Below are 19,364 nucleotides of genomic sequence, written 5' to 3'. Positions count from 1 at the left end.
TTAAGTTCCAATGGTATGTTTATTGCCTTACTTAAGGCGATAAACAAATTGTAAACTAAATGTTGAAAGCATGAATTTAAACCTACGCAGGGCGGTGCCAGTACTATTAGCCGTTGCCCTATTTTATTCAGCCTGTAAAAAAGCAGAAAACAAACAACCAGCAGGGCCAACGCTTGACCAGGTTAAAGCAATTGCGACAAACCTCGTGCAGTCGTTATCCGGCGGATACGGTGGTGCAAGTATAAAAGATGGCGTCGCTGCCAACTCAACGCTTACCGCTTCTAATCCAAAGCTTAAGGTACAGGGCGAAACAGGCTGTGGCTTTTTTAACGACAACAGCCTGAATATTCCTTTTGATGATGGCGCCACTAAATCAACTACCACCGGCAGCGTACATTACCAGTTTCTTTGCGACGATGTTACCAATAAAACCACCGGTTACGATGTTAACACCATATTGAACATCAGCGGCGAAACAAGCGGCACTCCCGCTTATACCTTTAGCTACTACCTTAACCAGGATTATCAGGTAAGGGGCTTAAACGCTGCCAACTCTAACTTTACGTTTAGCGGTACCCTGAAGTCAATCATCCGGCAAGACTATACCAATCCGTCCAGCTACACTAGCATGGTAAGCACTTATAAATTTATGGATGTATTTGTGCATGCCGGCGATAATGATATTACAGGCGGTACAGTTAACCTGGAATCGGAAGGTGCAGGCAGCACAGGCTCGTGGGATTACACTTCAGTCCTTACTTTCCTGGGCAACCATAAAGCCAAGTTAGCTTTCCTGAATAAAACATATCTGGTGGATTTGTTAACGGGAGCTGTTACGGCCGTTTAACAGAAGTACAGTATAAACCAATTAAGAGCTCCACCTGTATAATATTTTTATTTATCTAAACAGGTTAAACTCTACGCATTGCAATAACAACATTTACTTATAGTGAAATAAGTAAATGTTGTTGGTTAAATTATAACTGGAATATAAATTGTAACGATTATATTAGTTGTATCTTTCATCTATGTTTAAACGTATACGACGAAAGAAATAAGAGAATCAATTTTATCACAGTAGTAATCCAATTTTAAATGAAAATCAAATTTTTACTTCCCATTGTTATGCTTGCAGGCATGGCTATAGTTTATAGTGCCTGTAAAAAATCTGACAGCAGCCCTGCCGGCCCCGCATTAACTGAAAGCCAGGTTACCACACAAGTGGTCCTTGATCTTAACAGCGCTTTATTCGGAGAATATGGCGGTGTTAACTTTGGCGAAGGTATGCAAGGCCCATCCAGTTTCGGCGCAAAACATCTGAGTGGTCCTAAACTGCATGATTTGAGCAACCCTTTTTGCGGTTTAGTTATCGATACAGCTATCAACGCATCGGTAACCGCCGGTAAAGACAGTACACTCCAGGTATCAGGTCATATAAAGTTTTCCTTTAGCTGTTCCAATGACAACCTGACCGGTTTCAGTACTAACGACGACTTAAGCATTGCCATATCTACCCCGGAATTGACGGCGACCTCGAAACTTCAGGAAACGCTGACACTGGCGATTTCAGACATCAACGATGCCAATTCACCATCAACGTTAAAAGGTACATTGAATTCAACCACTGCTTATAAATACAAAACCGGGAACAAAAGCGGTACCCGTGCCTTTAATTATATAATCAACAACATCGTATTAGGGTCCGGAGATGATGATGATATATTAAGCGGCACCATAAGCTTCAGCACTAAGGGGACAGGCTCAAAAGGAAGCTGGAATTTTACCGGCACCATTACTTTCCTTGGCAACCACCAGGCCAAAGTGAGCATTCACGGCAAAACCTACAATGTTGATATCAGAACCGGCGTCGTAGTTTAAAATAATTCATATTTATGTCAACAAGGCTTCTGCAGGCTAACTCCCCGCAGGAGCTTTTTGTTTTTAAATATCAGGGCGAATATTTGTATTATTGAGAGATGAAGAAACTTCTGCTTAACCTGAATTTCCAGGTAATTGCCGGTATCGTGCTGGGCATTATAGTTGGCTATTTATACCCATCTTTCGGCCCAACCGCAAATACCATCAGTAAGATGTTTATTGCCCTGATAACGATGCTGATTGCACCCATTATATTTTTAACAATAGTGCTGGGCATTGCAGGCATGAACGATATGAAAAAGGTGGGCCGGGTAGGGGGGAAGGCACTGCTTTACTTCGAGATAGTAACCACTTTTGCGCTGGTAATCGGTATTGTTGTTGCCAACGTGGTGAAGCCTGGCGGGCATTTTACCAGCCACATTGCAGTTGATAACAGCAAGCTTGACACCTACCAGAAAGCCGCCTCCGAAATGCACTGGGGCGACTTTTTTATTCATATCATCCCATCAAATATAACAGACGCTTTCGGCAGGGGCGATATATTGCAGATACTATTCTTTGCGGTATTGTTCGGTTTTGGATTGAGTAAAATGGGCGATTCGGGTGAAACTGTGATAACACTTTTCGAAAAGATATCGAAGGTGTTCTTCAACATTATGCACATGGTGATGCGCCTGGCGCCTATAGGTGCGTTTGGCGGGATGGCATATACCATCAGCACTTACGGCGTTAAATCCCTGGAACCGCTGGCCAAGCTGATGGGATCGGTGTATCTTACCATGTTCCTGTTTATCTTCATTGTGCTTAATATTATATGTCGCCTTTACAAGTTCAGCCTGTGGCAATATTTAAAGTTTATAAAAGATGAAATACTGGTTGTGCTGGGTACCTCTTCTTCCGAAACAGTTTTACCGGCCATGATGGAAAAAATGGAAAAGTTCGGATGTTCAAAATCAGTGGTAGGATTGGTTATTCCTACCGGCTATTCTTTCAACCTCGACGGCACTACGATTTATCTTTCTATGGCTGTAATCTTTTTGGCGCAGGTTTTTCAGGTGCCGCTTACCATCGGGCAGGAGGTAATGCTGATAGGTATATTAATGATAACCTCAAAAGGCGCAGCGGCAGTTACGGGCGGTGGTTTTATCATCCTCACATCTACGCTCACTGCTTTAAAAATAATACCTATAGAGGGCCTGGCGATTTTATTTGGTGTGGACAGGTTTATGTCGGAAGCGAGGGCTATTACCAATATGATTGGTAATGGAATTGCTACGATTGTGATTGCGAAGAGTGAGGGGGAGTTTGCGCCCAGAACCTAAGAGGAGTGGGATAGGCTAATAAAATTAACTTATTTTTTATTTTTTAAACTATTAATTTTCCCATCGGTTAATTTATTAATACCCCGCTCGTTTTAAACTCAACTATTTATCTATGGGAATGTCTACCAAAACAAAAGTACTGCTGGCCGTTGTCGGCTTCTTATTCTACGCAATCCGAGCGCGTGACAAAAAATATGTTGATTCAGAAAATTTTGGACTGTTAAGCTGATTTGGTTTCGTGAGGACGGCTTTAGCCTATATTTAAATTAAGCCAGGCCCCCAGCGGGGGCTAATATCGGTAAAAAAACAAATAAAACATCCGCTCCGCAGGTGCGTAACCCGGTAGATGTTACGCAGATGCAAAGCGCAAATGTAATTTCATTATTTTCTACCAATATTTTGTTCCCAACAGAGCAATTCGAAAATCATGAACTCAGGTATTACTTCTAATAACCTAATTGTAAAATTGTTCTGCCGTTACGGGGTACGGGGACAATTTTTTTTTAGCTTTGCGCTACAAAATCAGAAAATCCAATGAGTGTACTCGTAAATAAAGATTCCAAAGTAATAGTTCAGGGTTTTACAGGTAAAGAAGGCAGTTTCCATGCTTCGCAGATGATTGAGTACGGAACAAATGTTGTAGGTGGTGTAACCCCGGGCAAAGGTGGTCAGCAGCACTTAGACAGGCCGGTATTTAATACTGTTGCTGATGCAGTTGCCGAAACCGGCGCTAATGTTTCTATCATTTTCGTTCCCCCTGCTTTTGCGGCGGACTCGATTATGGAAGCAGCCGAAGCAGGCATAAAAGTTATTGTTTGTATCACCGAAGGTATCCCGACAAAGGATATGATCATGGTGAAGGAGTATATTAAAGGCAGGGACACCCGCTTGATCGGTCCTAACTGCCCTGGCATCATTACTGCCGACGAAGCTAAGATCGGTATCATGCCAGGCTTCATCTTTAAGAAAGGACATGTTGGTGTAGTCTCAAAATCAGGTACGCTTACTTACGAAGCGGTTGACCAGGTTGTAAAAGCCGGTTTAGGCATTACAACCGCTATTGGTATCGGCGGCGACCCGATTATCGGCACAACTACCAAAGAAGCTGTTGAGTTGCTGATGAACGACCCTGAGACTCATGGTATTATTATGATAGGCGAAATTGGCGGTGGTATGGAAGCCGAAGCAGCGCGCTGGATAAAAGAAAACGGTACTAAACCAGTAGTTGGCTTTATAGCCGGCCAGACAGCGCCTCCGGGACGCCGTATGGGCCACGCCGGTGCAATTGTTGGCGGCGCCGATGATACTGCAGCAGCCAAAATGAAAATTATGCGCGAGTGCGGTATCCGCGTGGTAGAATCGCCTGCAGAAATTGGCGCAGCACTGGCTGAAGAATTGGCTAAATAAGGTAAAAGGCGAAAGCTGAAAAGTTTTTGGCTTAATAGATATAAAAATCCCGGTTAATCAACCGGGATTTTTTATTTTTAGGGGATAGAAACTTTGTCATGACTGAAGAATATGTACGATGCCCTAAATGCGGCTGGGAACCAGATGAAAATTGTCTTTGGGTGTGCGATGTTTGCAAAACGAGGTGGAATACGTTTGAAACACACGGGGAATGTCCTGGCTGTGGTAAAGTTTTTATAGATACGGCCTGTTCCAGAAGCAAAGGCGGCTGCGGGCAAATGAGTCTTAATGCGGAATGGTACGTCCGGCATGAGGCAATAGTTGAAGAAGAACCAGAGAAGAAATTTTTCTGGTTTTGGAAAAACAAAAGTAAGCTGCCCGTTACTGATGCTGATAAGAAATGGGTAGAAGGAGACCTAATATGGCTGGGCGAAATACTTGAGCCGGTATATTTTAAATCATTATCGACATTAACGTTTGTGGATTTGGAGGTCGGGGCTAAACTCACCGAAGATGACGCGAAACATATTTTGCAGAAAATGATTTCGGTAATGAATATAGACGGATGGGAGATACGGCTGATGTATTTTTCAAACCGGTCTGCAAAATACACAGAAGGCATTGTTGAAACACCAAGCGAAAAAATAAGAGGGACCTGGAGCAATGCAGTTGGCAAATATGTGGATAATGGGTTAGGTAATAAAGAAATTTGGATAGAAGAGCGGCAATTGGATGATTCGCAAAGTTTTGTATCCACCCTCGCTTACGAACTGGCCACTTTTAAGCTAGCGAATGAACAAGTCTTGGAAGATAACGACCCGCTTTTAGCCAGCTTAATGGCAGTGGCCTACGGCTTCGGTATTTTTATGGGGAACTCTTATTTCAACTTCTCGCAATGGACAGGCTCATCTCACCAGGGTTGGAATATGCGAAAGACCGGCTTTTTGCCCGAACAGGTGATAGCCTACGCCATGGCCTGGCTGGCCCATTACCGTAATGAGGATATTGCCTGGGCAAGTGCTTTTAACAAAACTATGAAGAAATATTTCGATCAATGTTATCAGTATATTGCTGAGAATAAGGAGAAAGTGAGGTGGGAGTAATGATGGATATCTATTGGAACAATTGAAAAATTAACGTCCCGTCGGTTGATTGAATTTTTTTCTGAACTATAATTCGTAGGATTGACAGATTGAAGGATTTGTTATCATTACAAACATGACTTTGCAAAGCGACCGGTATCTTAAAGTCCTCTCATCCTATAAATCATTGTTCAGACGAATAACAAGCTTGTAGCGCCTGTAATCCCACCGTCATTTCCCTCCTCCAAAACAAAGTATCCGCCCGATTTGTCGTATCTTTATATAGCGAAACAAATATATCTACCAGGAAAAATCACTGATTCGCTAATTCATAAAATCACTAATTGTTCTATCAGTGAAATCATTTAATCACTGAAATCAAGTTAAGAATATGAGTAATTACAATCAATTAACGCCCGACGAAGAGTGGGTAATATTACACAAAGGAACAGAGCGCCCTTTTACTGGTGCGTTGTTAAACAATAAAGCCCAGGGCCTGTATGTCTGCAAGCGTTGCGACACCCCTTTATACACCTCAGAATCGAAGTTTGAGTCGCACTGCGGCTGGCCCAGCTTTGACGATGAAATACCCGATGCGGTAAAGCGTATTCCTGATGCGGATGGCCGCCGTACCGAGATAGTTTGCGCTAACTGCGGCGCCCATTTAGGGCACGTTTTTGAAGGCGAATATCTGACACCGAAAAACGTTCGCCACTGCGTTAATTCAGTGTCGATGAAGTTTGTTCCGAAAGCTGATTAATTAACATAGAAAAGTTTTTTTAACGGCTGCCTAAATAATTTTTAACATACAATTTCAACAGGTTTTATGCAGCCAAAAACCTGCATTGCAAGTGTAGTCAGGTGTTTTGTTGACAACTTATAGGGCGTGTTAAAAACTTCGGCTATCATCATAAAATTGCATCGCTTATATTTGATTATAATTTCTTGAAATACTATCTGAAGTTACTGTTTGCCGACCGGTAATTTAAAATAAGGGATGCGGCTGATGAGCAACCCCAGGCGAAAAATAAAAAGCAGTTTGGCAGGGATTTGTGAGGTGAAAATTAAGTAGTTAGAGGTATCTGGTAAATCTTTGATATCAACAGGAAACTAACGCTACGGGCTTGCTGTCGGCTGTCCGCGGCGTTAAATTATGTTAAATAGTGCAGACGAAAATTTTGTAAATAAAAGGAGCGCATGGAACAGGAAACAGAATTATTGCTTAGGGAAAACAAAGACCGTTTTGTAATCCTCCCGATTAAATATCCTGCAATTTGGGAGATGTACAAAAAGTGTGAAGCAAGCTTCTGGACCGCCGAGGAAATTGACCTTGGCGACGACATGAAACATTGGGAAAGCATGAACGACGGTGAGCGTCACTTCATCTCGCACGTGCTTGCATTTTTCGCTGCGAGCGACGGTATTGTTAACGAAAACCTGGCCATTAATTTCATGAGCGAGGTGCAGTTGCCCGAAGCCCGGTGCTTTTATGGTTTCCAGATTATGATGGAAAACATACACTCGGAAACTTATGCGCTGCTGATCGATACTTACATTAAAGACCCGGTAGAAAAAGACCGTTTATTCCACGCTATCGAGACGGTGCCCTGCGTTAGCAAAAAAGCGCAATGGGCCTTACGCTGGATAAATAACGGAACCTTTGCTGAGCGCCTGGTGGCTTTTGCAGCAGTTGAAGGCATATTCTTTTCAGGTAGTTTCTGCTCTATATTCTGGCTGAAAAAACGCGGCCTGATGCCGGGATTGACTTTCAGCAACGAGTTAATTTCGCGGGATGAAGGTATGCACTGTGAGTTTGCCTGCCTGCTGTATAAGATGCTGGAGAACCGCTTGTCGAAAGAGGCGGCTACCAAAATCATCACGGATGCGGTTGAAATTGAAAAAGAATTTGTTACCGATGCTTTGCCGGTTAACCTGATAGGCATGAATGCTAAGATGATGAGCCAATATATTGAGTTTGTAGCCGACAGGTGGTTGACCGAGCTTGGTTACGACAAAGTTTACAACGCAACCAATCCGTTCGACTTTATGGAAATGATATCACTGCAGGGCAAAACCAACTTCTTCGAAAAACGCGTTGGTGATTACCAGAAGAGTGGCGTACTCAATTCGCAGGAAAGCAAATCGTTTTCACTGGACGAGGATTTTTAGGAAGTCCAAAAAGTCAGTAAAGCCGGAAAAGTCCGGAAGCAGCTGCAAAAAACGTTTGAGGAAAAAAAAACAGTAAAAAAATAAATAGAAACTTACCTAAACCGGCACTAAAACAGGGTGTTAAAATTTAATTAAACAATAGTTGTTCTGCCGGTGGCAGAATTAAAAAAGGGGGGAAACAAACATGTTCGTAATTAAAAGAGACGGAAAAAAAGAGTCGGTAAAATTTGACAAGATCACGGCACGTATTGAAAAACTGTGCTACGGGTTTCAATTAGTTGACCCGATTGACGTGGCAAAAAAAGTAATCGAAGGCTTGTTTGACGGTGTAACCACGTCGGAGCTGGACAATCTTGCTGCTGAGACTGCGGCATCGCTTACCACCAAGCACCCTGACTACGCTTTGTTAGCATCGCGTATTGCGGTATCAAACCTGCACAAAAACACCATCAAGTCGTTTTCAGAAACCATGCGTTTACTGCATGATTATGTTGACCCCAAAACAGGCAAGGAAGCCTCGTTAATAGCAGACGACGTTTGGGAAGTAATTGAAAAAAATGCAGAGCTGTTAGACAGCAGTATTATTTACGACCGCGATTTTGGTTTCGATTACTTCGGCTTTAAAACCCTCGAGAAATCATACCTGTTAAAAATAAATGGCAAAATAGCCGAGCGCCCGCAGCACCTGTTTATGCGTGTATCGGTAGGTATACATAAAGACGATATTGAAAGCGCCATCAAAACATACCACCTGATGAGCGAGCGTTGGTTTACCCACGCCACCCCAACCCTTTTTAATGCCGGCACACCAAAACCCCAAATGTCATCCTGTTTCCTGTTAACCATGAAAGATGACAGTATCGAAGGGATTTACGACACTCTTAAACAAACTGCAAAGATATCGCAAAGCGCAGGTGGTATAGGCCTGAGCATCCACAACGTGCGTGCTACAGGATCGTACATCAGCGGCACCAATGGTACCAGCAATGGTATTATCCCAATGCTGCGCGTGTTTAACGATACTGCCCGTTATGTTGACCAGGGCGGCGGCAAGCGTAAAGGCGCATTCGCTATCTACCTTGAGCCATGGCATGCTGATATATTCGAATTCTTAGACCTGCGCAAAAACCACGGTAAAGAAGAAATGCGTGCGCGTGACCTGTTCTACGCCCTATGGGTGTCTGACCTGTTTATGCAGCGCGTTGAGGCTAACGAGGACTGGAGCTTATTCTGCCCTCACGAAGCACCGGGCTTAGCCGATTGCTGGGGTAAGGACTTTGAGAAACTTTATAAAAAATACGAAAAAGAAGGCCGTGCACGCAAAGTAGTAAAAGCACAGGAATTGTGGTTTGCCGTGCTGGATGCACAGGTTGAAACCGGCACGCCATACCTTCTGTACAAAGATGCGGCTAACGGCAAATCCAACCAGCAAAACCTGGGCACCATTAAAAGCTCCAACCTTTGTACCGAAATTATCGAGTATACTTCGGCTGATGAGATTGCTGTTTGTAACCTGGCCTCGCTGGCGTTGCCCCGCTTTATCCGCGATGGTATCTTCGATCACGACAAATTGTATGAAGTTACTTACCAGGCAACTATCAACCTGAACAAGATCATCGACGGTAACTATTACCCGGTTGAAGAAGCAGAGCGCTCAAACCTGCGCCATCGCCCAATCGGTTTAGGCGTACAGGGTCTGGCAGATGCCTTCATCCTGCTGCGTATGCCATTCGAAAGCGAGGAAGCTAAAAAACTGAACAAAGAGATATTCGAGACAATCTACTTTGCTGCAATGACTGCATCAAAAGATATGGCTATAAAAGATGGCCCGTACGAGACCTTTAAAGGTTCGCCGCTGTCTGAGGGTAAATTCCAGTTCGACCTTTGGGGCGTTAAGCCGGAAAGCGGCCGCTGGAACTGGGAAGACCTTCGCCTGGATGTAATGAACTACGGCGTGCGCAACTCATTGTTAGTAGCGCCAATGCCAACTGCTTCAACCAGCCAGATATTGGGGAACAACGAGTGCTTCGAGCCATATACTTCGAACATTTATACCCGCCGCGTCTTAAGTGGTGAGTTCATCATCGTAAACAAACACCTGTTGCGCGACTTAGTGAATCTTGGCTTGTGGAATAATACCATGAAGGATAAGATCATCACTGCAAACGGCTCGATACAGGATATTCCTGAAATTCCGCAGAACATTAAGGACCTGTACAAAACCGTATGGGAAATCAAGATGCGTAACATCATCGATATGGCTGCCGACCGCGGCGCTTATATCTGCCAGTCGCAGTCGCTTAACCTGTTCATCAACTCGCCGAATGCGAGCAAGCTTACCTCGATGCACTTTTATGCATGGAAGAAAGGCCTTAAAACAGGTATGTACTACCTGCGCACACAGGCAGCTTCGCAAGCAGTTAAATTTACTGTAGAAAGCCAGGGCGGCAAAAACATGGACGCTGTTGTACCTGAAGTTGTTGCCGAGATCAACGACGACGTACCAGCAGGCCCAACTTGTTCGATGGAAGAAGGCTGTGTAACCTGTTCGGCGTGATTCCTAGAGAGACGCAATATTTTGCGTCTTAGTTTATGGCAACAAATTACAAGTAGAGACGCAAAATATTGCGTCTCTAACTGCTTTATAGGGTTTCTAATTTTGTATTAATAAGATGAAAAATATTTTACCAGGTCCCGTATTCGAACAACAATATCAAAATTTGATCTTTCATCGTAAAGGTGGAATGGGCGAAATATTTCTTGCAGATGACGTTGTAAACAAGCAGAAGGTAGCAATTAAAATTATAGCTGTAAATGATGCTTCCGAAAGAGAACTTTTAAAGCAGGAATTCGAAATTTCATTAAAATTAAAACATGAGCATGTAGTCGAAACGTTTTATGTAGCAAATTTTTGTTTAAATGATACCGAATTCGTCTATGCAGCTATGGAATTTATTCAAACTGGTAATTTTAGAGAAACGCTTAGAAAGTCCTCAAAAATCGAATTGCGCGATTCCGTATCGTATATGCGGCAACTTGCGGTAGGGTTGTCATATGCTCATAAATTTGCGATTCATCGGGATTTGAAACCGGAAAATGTTTTGAATGATAATGGGAGGCTGTTGATATGCGACTTTGGTTTATCTAAGTATGTGGATTCAAAAACAAGGAGTAGAACGTTAAAAGGTTCGGGTACTGTACCTTACATGGCACCAGAAACCTGGACGTTCGACCATAATTCGAAAGCCATGGATTTTTACTCACTTGGTATAATGTATTTTGAAATTTTGGCTTTGGAACGACCCTTTAAAGGCCCATCAGAATCGGACTATAAAGACCAGCATCTCTTCCAAAGTCTGCCGCCGTTGTCAAATTACAGAAGCGACATCCCCGTAAGACTGGTGGAAATGATACATAAATTAACCAGTAAAAGGGCCGTCGACAGATACCAAAACGCTGAGGAATTGATAACGATACTCGATTCTATCAGCACAAGTGAGCCTTCTTTAAAAGCGAAAAGTTTAACTAATGTATTACTGAAAGCTCAACAGAAAGTAACTGAAATTGATCAGAAAACTCTACAATTGGAAAAAGAACAAAAATTGCGGCACGAAAAAGCACAATTGATAAATTTTTCAAAAAGACAGCTGCTTGAGAAATTCATAAATAGAATCAATGAGTTAAATACCGAACTTGAACGGGAAAAAATAAAATTTTACAACGCTGGCAGTAATAGACTAGATATTAGTTTTTTAGATAACAAAGCCACCATATCATTTTATGGAGATAACAGCGTAGCTGAATACTTGGCTGAAAATAAAAAGACTTTTTTTCAGCGGCAAAATGAGAGGTATGGATTTATTATTGAAGAATACAAAAAACGTTACTTGGAAATCGAAAGAGTTGAATTGATAGGCAAAGCGGAAATAATTTCGCATGGCGGTGAAAGGTGGGGGTACAATTTGTTGCTGAAAAAAGATTCCGAAGAAGATTTATATGGCGATTGGTCAATCGTTTGGTTTAATGACAATGGTTTGAACAGAAATTATAGACCATGGCAATATGCTATTGATGTACCAGATTTTTTTCAAGAGTATGAATTTGGCAGAGAGCACGTTATGCATGTGCGCACAATGTCTACAAGTGATTTAGATGAGGGGTCAATCGACATGTTGATAGAAAAATTGGTCGAATAACTTGGCAATTTTAATACACGACGATACCGAAATTTTCCTTGGCGTGTGATTTTTGAAAACGATATGGTACTTATAGCGATAAATGACCAAGCACGAAATAATCCCCTGCGACCGCTGCGGCGACAGCATTGAATGTAAGGCAAATGCTTACACCAAATGCCAGTGCAGCGTTGTGCAGCTGAATTTAAACGAGGTGCAATACATTGCCGAGAATTATGATGGGTGCATGTGCGCTAAATGTTTGCTGGAATTGCAGGAGGAGTATAGGGCGATGTTGGTTCAGCAATAGCCTTTGAGAAAAACCCGCTCTTGTTGATAACATCAACAAGGGCGAGGACCTTAAGGACTTTTCCGACTTTCGCACTAATTCCCTATCTTCGCCCACTATAACTCATTGCAAACACTTCATGAAATTATTAGAGGGAAAAACCGCACTTATCACAGGCGCATCAAAAGGGATAGGGCGTAAAATTGCCGAAAAGTTTGCCGAGCATGGCGCAAACGTGGCATTCACTTATTTGTCATCTGTAGAAAAAGGCCAGGCGCTGGAACAGGAACTGCAAAGTTTTGGCACAAAGGTAAAAGGCTATCGCTCCGATGCTTCTAAATTTGATGAAGCAGAAAAACTGATCAACGATATCGTTGCTGATTTCGGCACCCTGAATATTGTTGTAAACAACGCCGGCATTACCAAAGATGGTTTGCTGATGCGTATGACCGAGGAGCAATGGGATGAAGTGATCGACGTTAACCTTAAATCCATATTCAACGTTACCAAGGCGGCATCAAAAATTATGATGAAAAACCGCGCAGGTGTGTTCATTAACATTAGCTCGGTTGTTGGCGTGCAGGGTAATGCAGGCCAGGCTAATTATGCAGCCTCGAAGGCTGGCATCATTGGTTTCTCCAAATCGATTGCAAAAGAATTGGGTTCGCGTAACATACGTACCAACGTCGTTGCCCCAGGCTTCATCAAAACCGAAATGACGGAAGTGCTGGATCCTAAAGTGGTTGAAGGCTGGGCAGCTGGTATCCCGCTGAAACGTGGCGGCGAAACTGAAGAAGTAGCCAATTGCTGCGTATTCCTGGCATCAGATATGGCGTCATACATCACCGGGCAGGTAATTCCTGTTGATGGCGGAATGCTGGGGTAGATTGTATTAATTAATCAGAGACGAGAGATTAGTTTTCTAATGGAAATAGATAGCCGGATGTGGTAATTGCATCCGGCTATTTTACGGAAATGACTGACCATCACGTTAGTGCGGGGGAACGACGCAATGATGAAACGGACAAATTAACTCTACTTCACCTCCCACTCATGTATCCCCGTCGAATTGTCCTTTGGCAGTTGTACTTCCATCTTCAGCGCGGTAGTTTCAACCGGTTCAAAGCTCAGGGTGTTGTAGGCATCTTTTCTGATAGCGTAAGGCGCAGTTTCCTTCACCGGCACCCAATCCTCTCCTTTTTTGTAATAGATTTTATAAGACGCGGGTATGCGGCAGCCGCCGAAAGGTCCGTCATCAAACCAGTAAACTTTTGATTGGGATACGGTATGCGGGGCGTCAAAATCATATTGCACAAACTCCGTGGTGTTTTGCTTCGGCCACCAATGCAGGTAAGGCATGCTGGCATCCTTGCTGTCGGCCGGGTCATATTGGTCGTTCAGTGCTTTCAGCATGCGCTTGTTTTTGATAGAGCCGCTTACCTTGCTGGTGCTTGCAATAGTTGGCGCAGGCTTCGGCATAGAGGCTGAAGCTTCGTAGGGTATCCAAACAGTCATTTCGCTGGCGCCGCGGTTGGCCCAGGCATAGTAGGGGATGGCGGTTACCTGCTGGTCGGTTTCCAGTAGTTTATCGCTATTGAGCTGGCGTTTGGTGCTTTTACCTTCTACATTAATGACTTCTACGCCATTAAGCAGCTCGGGCTTATAGATAGCGTTGGTAACGGCCATTTTATCGACGGTAATATTTTGCACAGTGCTGTCGCGGTTGTCGGGGCCCTCCAGGCAATAAACTATCGGTCCCCGCTGAAATGCAAAGCGGTCGACGTCGGCTTTAACCAGCTTGTTAGCCAAAACTTTTTGTGTTTCCATAGGCAGGTTCATGGTAACTACATCGCCTTTTTTCCATTTGCGGGTAATAACGGCATAGCCTTTTTCGGTTTGATAAGCCAACGGTTTACCATTTATGCTGATTGTTACAGGGGCAGGATGCTGGTTCATAAAGGTGTACAGGCCGCCGGAGGTTGGTTTGGCCAACGCCCAGCCCGGTATGCGGACGTGTAAGCTAAATTCAGTGGCTTTGGCCGGGTTAACTTTCAGGTCGATCTTGCCTTTCCATGGATATTCGGTGGTCTGCACAATATTAATCTTACCTGCGTCAAGCGTAATATCGCTGCTATTACTCATAAACAAGTTGACGTACAGGTTATTTTTGTCGTGCGCATAAACATAGCCCGGTACAGATGGTAAAAAGCGCGTCATGTTACTGATGCAGCAAGCACAACTAAACCAGGCGCTGCGCTGGTGCTGGCTCATACTTGAAAGGACGTTCGGATAAAAAAATCTATTTCCGCTTAATGATACGCCCGAAAGCAATCCGTTATAAAGTGTGCGTTCCAGTATATCTATGTATTTAGAATCGCCATGCAATAAAAACATACGGCTGTTCCAGTAAACGTTGGCAATGGCTGCACAAGTCTCCGCATAGGCCGACATGTTTGGCAATTGGTAAGCATCGCCAAAGGCCTCGCCGTTGTTAGTTGCACCGATGCCGCCGGTGATATAAATCTTTTTACCCACGGCATCATTCCAGATATCATCGATGGCATGCAGGTATTGCTGGTCGCCGGTTAGGGCAGCAACGTCGGCCATGCCGGTGTACATATACGCGGCTCGTACAGCATGGCCTTCGGCTTCATGCTGGTCAACCACCCGCTTGTCGGCCTGGTTGTACGAGTCTCCTTTTGGACCGCGCACATCCAAAAAGAATTTTGCCAGGTCGAGATATTTTTTGTTGCCGGTTACACGGTATAGTTTGGTAAGGCCGGTTTCAACAATCTGGTGACCGGGATATTCTTCTATCTTTCCCCAGCCAAAAGTACGGGTAAGCAAATCGGCGTTTTTTAAGGCGATATTAAGCAGGGTGCGCTTACCGGTTGCCTGGTAATGAGCAACTGCCGCCTCGTATAAGTGACCGGCGTTATATAATTCGTGGCTCAGCACTTCTTCATTTTGCCAGCGTTTTTCGCCGATCCATTCGTGGGGCTTTTTAGCTTGAACAGTACGGAAGGTGTACAAGTAACCGTCAGGCTCCTGCGCTGCGCCGATGATGCTGATCAAACTATCTATATATTTATCCAGCTTAGGGTTGCTTTTTACCTGCATGGCGTACGATGCGCCTTCAATAACCTTATAAATGTCGGTATCATCAAAGGGATATTCGCTCATTTTGTCGCCAGGTTCTAACTTGGCGGCACGCAAAAAATTATCTACACGGCCATTAGCTTTGCATTGTTCCAGCACATACGGAATGGTAACGTTAGCATTAACTTCCATTTTGGGTTCCCAAAAGCCATCGTTCACATGCACCTGAGTAAAAGGCACCGGCTGAATAGGATAATCCTTTTGTTGCGCCGAAACTCCCGAAACATAAAACACTGAGCTTAAAACAACGATAGCCGCCGTACCTGAAAACTTTTTACCAATCATATCCCGAGGATTTTTAAATAATTACTGTAAGATAAAATTAAATAAGCCAATTAAGCTTTACTAACAATAATTTGACTGGTTATAACGAAATATTAACCCAACCGGGGAGACGATGCCAGAGAATATGATAAGATTTTAAAACAATGTCTTTTCGAGCGAGAGTGAGAAAACTTATGCATTATGCATAGCAGATTATGCAGGGAGCATAAGTTTTCTCCTTTTTCCTTCTGTCAAAATGATAAGACGGGCTAATTTGTTAGCGCTGTTTTACTGTACAAGTGATATTCACCTGGAGCGAACGTCATATTCATAGTCGCTGAGGAGACATTGATGTTTGTCCCGGTAAAGTTATCAACCCATGTACCGGTTGACGGAAATGTCACGGTCGTGGTAGTGCTAACCAGGCCAAAGTTCCCCACTACCTCAATACTGTTCGTTGCATCTGTCATGGTGATGTGTTTAACGGTGGCCGCCAGATCATAATTAAAAGTGGTACTGGTAAATACCGGGTTCTTTTTCTTCCAGTTAATCATCTGCGAATACACTTTGAACAAATGCCTGCGGTTAGCATCATTCATGTATTCCCAATGTGGTGGCTTATCACCCAGTCGGCCGTTGTCGTTTATGCTTACATCATATCCGCGTTCGCCGAATTGCCAGATCATTTTTGGCCCCGGCGCCGAGAACATAAACGCCGCAGCCATTTCGTCGCGTTTTAGGCCGGTTGCCAGGTCTTTTATATTGTAGCCGGTTGTACTGTTGCCGTACATGCCGTTTTTAAATTGCAGCCGCTCTTCGTCGTGGCTCTCAAAGTAACTAACCAGGGCATATGGATTGGCAATGGGGTACCTGTCATAAAACAAATAGGAAAAATCCCATGAACCGCCGGCATCGTTATAACCCATGGTGGCCTGCTCTGCATTGAAGGCCTGGTTATTCCAGGTCATCATACCCTCATCTGCCAGTTCCGACTCTTCTTTGGCTTCAGAAAAATATTCCAGTATCACATAAAATTTCGGGTCGATGCTTTTTATGAAATTATTGTAGTCCTTCCAGATAGCAATGCGGCTGGCATCATATTTTCCCCATGCATTCACGTCGCTTCCGCTGTTAGTTTGCGTAAAGCCTTTAGCCAAATCGAAGCGAAAACCGTCGATGTGGTATTCTGTCATCCAGAATTTAAGCACATTTTTTACAAAATACTTAGTTGCAGGGCTTTCGTGGTTAAACTGGTAACCAACGTTGAAAGGATGCGTCGGCGTGCTGTTGTACCAGGGATTATTGGTTGGGGTACCGCCGCTTGAATACAGCTGCACCATTGGCGATGAACCGAAAGAATGATTTAATACTATATCCTGTATCACGGCTATGCCCTTTGAATGACAAGCGTCTATCAGCGCTTTCAGATCGTTCTTCGTGCCATAGTATTTGTCAGGCGCAAAGTAGTAGTCAGGGTTATATCCCCACGAGTCGTTGCCTTCAAATTCGCTTACCGGCATTAGTTCGATGGCATTTACGCCAAGGCGAACAAAGTAGTTTAATGTATCCTTGATGGTTTTGTAGCTGTGCGTTTGTACAAAATCGCGCACCAACAGTTCGTATATCACCAGGTTCTTTGGCTCCGGCCGGGTGAATGTAGTCGTTGTCCAGCTATAGGCCGGCTGATTTGCCTGCATAACGCTGACAATACCGGTTGTTTTACCCGTTGGATAGGGTTTTAGATCAGGATATGTACTCTTATCTATATACTTGTCATTATCAGGGTCGAGCACCTTTTCGCAATAAGGGTCTCCGATTTTTAGTGAACCGTCTACCTGATATTGATAGGCATACTCGGTATTAGGGTCCAGGTTGTCAATTTGTATCCACCAGCGCGTGCCATCGGTTGAGTTGGTCATATTATATTTCTTATCGGTCGACCAGTCGTTAAAGTCGCCGGTAAGGGTTACCGTCTTTTTTCCGGGGGCATACAAGTTAAAAATGGCTGACTTACCGCCATTAATAAAAGTAACGCCATCAGCGGCGCCTGCGGGTACATCTTTCGCAGCCGGGTTAGGATCGGGAACGTTCCCGGAACTTCCGCCGGAAGAAGGCTTTTTACTGCATGAAGTAACACCTGCCAGCAGTATGCTGATAAGCAATAAGTACAAATTCCTCATTTTCATATCTTTTCTTTTGTTACAATTGGTGCCTAAAGGTAGGGAAATTGTTTGGATTAGTTGTAGTGGCGGTGGAAGGTTGTAGTGGTTGTAAATGTTTTAGGAGTTGCAAAGGTTTAGGAATTTGTGACGCCTGCAGATTTTGGTTTATTATAAAAATTATGGGTAGTACCTAAAGTATGGAGTCAAACCTCTTTGCCCTCTGCGACATTTTCAATTGCTACAACTAAAATCAACTACTGTATTTCTTCACCATCCCAATCAACACATCCATGTCGAATGGTTTTTTGAGGAAAGAGTCGGCCAGACCTTCCTCGGCAATTTGCTGAATGTTACTTACTGCGGAAATTATAATGACCGGGATATGCCGGGTACTTGGATTAGTTTTAAGCGCCTTGCTGAGTTGTTGACCGTTTGCGTCGCTTTTCCATTCCGTTAGCCAATTATCCATAAGGATGAGGTTAGGGTTATGGTCGGTTACATTTTTCAGGATTTTGGAATCGCCGGATGATAGTACTTCATATCCTTCTTCCTCCAGTATGTAAACAATCGTATCCCTTATATCTTTATCATCCTCAATCACCATTATCTTTTTGGCCATAACCCTTGCTAAACGCTTATAATGCTATAACAACCGGTGATATAGATTTTGTTTTAGGTTTACAATTTATTTTTTGAAGAAAATATATTTATCTGCCGCATAGAGGTGCTCTTGATCATTATTCCCCGGGTAGTAGCTGGTAGCATGCCCGGCATCGCGGTTCATAACTTTCTTTCTCACCCAGCAGAATTTTTCGCTCGTCAGGCACAAGGCGGTAGGAGTAGAGTGCCGGGTTTCCGCAGCGAACGCAAACGGCCTGCAGTTTGGTAACAGATTCGGCCATTGCCATAATAGCAGGCATGTGGCCGAAGGGGCGGCCTTTAAAGTCCATATCTAATCCGGCTACTATTACCCGGATGCCGCGATTAGCCAACAGATTGCAAACGTCGGGTAACTCTGCGTCAAAAAATTGCGCTTCGTCTATACCGATTACATGTACATCGCTGCCTAACAATAATATGGATGATGCATTCTCAACAGGCGTAGACGGGATAGAGTTTGAATTATGAGATACCAACGAATTTTCATCGTACCGCGTATCCGCTTTGGGGCTGAATATCTCAACTTTAAGTCGCGCAATCCGGGCGCGATTGAGCCGGCGTATCAACTCTTCGGTTTTGCCGGAAAACATGGAACCGCAGATTACCTCGATGCTTCCGCCTAATTCAGTCCTTCGCTTAAAAATCTCTTCTGTGAACACTAATTGCCGGTTAAATAATGTTGTTACTAAGCAGAACGCTTAAAGCAAAAGGCAGAAAGCTCTATTGATAATTATATTGACTTTGAACTTTGGCCTTTCAGCTTTTGACTTGCCTGAACCCCAAATATCAGAATTTAA

15 protein-coding genes are annotated in these 19,364 nt (G+C 43.7%); 11 read left to right on the top strand and 4 right to left on the bottom strand.

Annotated elements, in window-relative coordinates; all coding sequences use genetic code 11:
* Nucleotides 1–70 precede the first annotated feature (70 nt).
* The 11 genes from Q3W13_RS11525 to fabG all read left to right on the top strand — a co-directional run bounded on the left by Q3W13_RS11525 (nucleotide 71) and on the right by fabG (nucleotide 13,208).
* Nucleotides 71–847, top strand: coding sequence for a hypothetical protein (locus Q3W13_RS11525; protein ID WP_302863910.1), 777 nt, complete (start codon nucleotides 71–73; stop codon nucleotides 845–847).
* Between the two features lie 248 nt (nucleotides 848–1,095).
* On the top strand, nucleotides 1,096–1,878 hold the full coding sequence (locus tag Q3W13_RS11520; protein ID WP_302863908.1) for a hypothetical protein: 783 nt from the start codon (nucleotides 1,096–1,098) through the stop codon (nucleotides 1,876–1,878).
* Nucleotides 1,879–1,976: 98 nt separating this feature from the next.
* On the top strand, nucleotides 1,977–3,200 hold the full coding sequence (gene dctA / locus Q3W13_RS11515) for a C4-dicarboxylate transporter DctA (protein ID WP_302863906.1): 1,224 nt from the start codon (nucleotides 1,977–1,979) through the stop codon (nucleotides 3,198–3,200).
* Between the two features lie 534 nt (nucleotides 3,201–3,734).
* Complete coding sequence (gene sucD / locus Q3W13_RS11510) at nucleotides 3,735–4,607, top strand: succinate--CoA ligase subunit alpha (RefSeq protein WP_302863904.1); 873 nt, start codon at nucleotides 3,735–3,737, stop codon at nucleotides 4,605–4,607.
* A 98-nt stretch (nucleotides 4,608–4,705) separates the two neighbouring features.
* Entirely contained in the window at nucleotides 4,706–5,710 is a 1,005-nt protein-coding gene (locus Q3W13_RS11505) for a hypothetical protein (RefSeq protein WP_302863903.1), read from the top strand.
* A gap of 370 nt (nucleotides 5,711–6,080) precedes the next feature.
* Nucleotides 6,081–6,449 carry a methionine-R-sulfoxide reductase gene (locus tag Q3W13_RS11500; RefSeq protein ID WP_302863901.1) on the top strand — a complete coding sequence of 123 codons (369 nt, stop codon included), beginning with the start codon at nucleotides 6,081–6,083 and terminating at the stop codon, nucleotides 6,447–6,449.
* A gap of 437 nt (nucleotides 6,450–6,886) precedes the next feature.
* Complete coding sequence (locus Q3W13_RS11495; protein WP_302863899.1) at nucleotides 6,887–7,858, top strand: ribonucleoside-diphosphate reductase small subunit; 972 nt, start codon at nucleotides 6,887–6,889, stop codon at nucleotides 7,856–7,858.
* Nucleotides 7,859–8,042: 184 nt separating this feature from the next.
* Nucleotides 8,043–10,415 carry a ribonucleoside-diphosphate reductase subunit alpha gene (locus Q3W13_RS11490; protein ID WP_302863897.1) on the top strand — a complete coding sequence of 791 codons (2,373 nt, stop codon included), beginning with the start codon at nucleotides 8,043–8,045 and terminating at the stop codon, nucleotides 10,413–10,415.
* Nucleotides 10,416–10,530: 115 nt separating this feature from the next.
* Nucleotides 10,531–12,054 carry a serine/threonine-protein kinase gene (locus Q3W13_RS11485; protein ID WP_302863895.1) on the top strand — a complete coding sequence of 508 codons (1,524 nt, stop codon included), beginning with the start codon at nucleotides 10,531–10,533 and terminating at the stop codon, nucleotides 12,052–12,054.
* 82 nt (nucleotides 12,055–12,136) lie between these two features.
* Nucleotides 12,137–12,343: a cysteine-rich CWC family protein gene (locus Q3W13_RS11480; protein WP_302863893.1), complete on the top strand. Its 207-nt coding sequence runs from the start codon at nucleotides 12,137–12,139 to the stop codon at nucleotides 12,341–12,343.
* A 118-nt stretch (nucleotides 12,344–12,461) separates the two neighbouring features.
* Complete coding sequence (gene fabG, locus Q3W13_RS11475) at nucleotides 12,462–13,208, top strand: 3-oxoacyl-[acyl-carrier-protein] reductase (RefSeq protein ID WP_302863891.1); 747 nt, start codon at nucleotides 12,462–12,464, stop codon at nucleotides 13,206–13,208.
* A gap of 149 nt (nucleotides 13,209–13,357) precedes the next feature.
* On the opposite strand, the gene Q3W13_RS11470 is transcribed toward fabG, so the two are convergent.
* The 4 genes from Q3W13_RS11470 to Q3W13_RS11455 form a co-directional block, all read right to left on the bottom strand.
* Nucleotides 13,358–15,766: a glycoside hydrolase family 127 protein gene (locus tag Q3W13_RS11470; RefSeq protein WP_302863889.1), complete on the bottom strand. Its 2,409-nt coding sequence runs from the start codon at nucleotides 15,764–15,766 to the stop codon at nucleotides 13,358–13,360.
* A 248-nt stretch (nucleotides 15,767–16,014) separates the two neighbouring features.
* Nucleotides 16,015–17,931 carry an alpha-amylase family glycosyl hydrolase gene (locus tag Q3W13_RS11465; protein ID WP_302863888.1) on the bottom strand — a complete coding sequence of 639 codons (1,917 nt, stop codon included), beginning with the start codon at nucleotides 17,929–17,931 and terminating at the stop codon, nucleotides 16,015–16,017.
* 226 nt (nucleotides 17,932–18,157) lie between these two features.
* Nucleotides 18,158–18,526 carry a PleD family two-component system response regulator gene (locus Q3W13_RS11460; protein WP_302863886.1) on the bottom strand — a complete coding sequence of 123 codons (369 nt, stop codon included), beginning with the start codon at nucleotides 18,524–18,526 and terminating at the stop codon, nucleotides 18,158–18,160.
* 118 nt (nucleotides 18,527–18,644) lie between these two features.
* Nucleotides 18,645–19,226, bottom strand: coding sequence for a thymidine kinase (locus Q3W13_RS11455; RefSeq protein WP_302863884.1), 582 nt, complete (start codon nucleotides 19,224–19,226; stop codon nucleotides 18,645–18,647).
* Nucleotides 19,227–19,364: the final 138 nt, after the last annotated feature.

This window comes from Mucilaginibacter sp. L3T2-6, from assembly GCF_030519355.1.
In the GTDB taxonomy this organism is placed as follows: domain Bacteria; phylum Bacteroidota; class Bacteroidia; order Sphingobacteriales; family Sphingobacteriaceae; genus Mucilaginibacter.
The sequence above is the reverse complement of the archived record's forward strand: the minus strand, read 5'-3'. Positions and strand labels throughout refer to the sequence as shown.